Origin of the sequence: Nocardia sp. NPDC058666 (genome assembly GCF_042714895.1) — a bacterium.
In the GTDB taxonomy this organism is placed as follows: Bacteria; Actinomycetota; Actinomycetes; order Mycobacteriales; family Mycobacteriaceae; genus Nocardia.
Genome location: NZ_JBHXRY010000120.1, coordinates 1 through 1055, shown reverse-complemented (window position 1 = coordinate 1055; position 1055 = coordinate 1). Strand labels below are relative to the sequence as shown.

Here is a 1055-nt window from a genome sequence, read left to right as displayed (position 1 = left end):
AGGACACGGTGTGGCCGCGGTGGCGCAGGTACGTGGTGACCTCTTCGGCGGCCGCCACGGTCAGCGTGTAGATGATTCCGGAGCCGGGGAGGTCGCCGAGGTGGTCGGCGAGCCAGGCCAGCCGGTGCGCCGCGTCGGGCAGGGTCAGCACCGCCAGGCTCAGGCTCTCCCGGTCCAGCGGGCCGCGCAGCACCAGGGCGTCGGTGCCGGCCCCGGTGCCCAGCTGTTCGGCGACGTCGGCGGTCACACGGGCGTTGGCCGTGGCGGTCGTGGCGAGCACCGGAACGCCCGGCGGCAGATCGGCCAGCATGGTGCGCAGCCGGCGGTAGTCGGGGCGGAAGTCGTGACCCCAGTCGGAGATGCAGTGCGCCTCGTCCACCACGAGCAGGCCGGTGGCGGCGGACAGCTTGGGCAGGACCTGGTCCCGGAAGTCGGGGTTGTTGAGCCGCTCCGGGCTGACCAGCAGGACGTCGACCTCGCCGGCCGCGACCTCGGCCTGGATCCCCTCCCACTCCTCGGGATTGGCGGAGTTGATGGTGCGGGCACGGATGCCGGCCCGCGCCGCGGCCTCGACCTGATTGCGCATCAGGGCGAGGAGCGGGGAGACGATCACGGTGGGGCCGGCGCCGCTCGCCCGCAGCAGCGAGGTCGCGACGAAGTACACCGCCGACTTGCCCCAGCCGGTGCGCTGCACCACCAGGGCCCGCCGCTTGTGCGCCACCAGGGCCTCGATCGCCCGCCACTGGTCCTCGCGCAGCCTGGCGGCGCCCGTGGGGTCGCCCACGAGACGGGCTAGTACGGAGTCGGCCGATGACCTCAGGTCTGCGTTCATGCCCCCATGCAACCTGATGCCTCCGACATCGCGCCAATGCGGCTGTGGGCCTGTGGACAGCAGCGCGGGGAGTTATCCACAGGGCTTTCGGGATCGGATCATGCGCGGGACCTTCGTGGCATGACGAACAACCACGAATCGCGCATCCCGTCCGACCGGCCCTCCATCAACCCGTCCGGTGCCGCCACCGGACCCCAGATCACCCTGCACAGCCCGGCCGAAC

General features: G+C 72.0%; 1 protein-coding gene. It reads right to left on the bottom strand.

Translation table 11 applies throughout. From position 1 onward, the window contains the following. Positions 1–832 (bottom strand): DEAD/DEAH box helicase (locus ACFWVD_RS28945; protein WP_379248109.1); only part of this gene is annotated, 832 nt, incomplete at its 3' end. Positions 833–1055 lie beyond the last annotated feature (223 nt).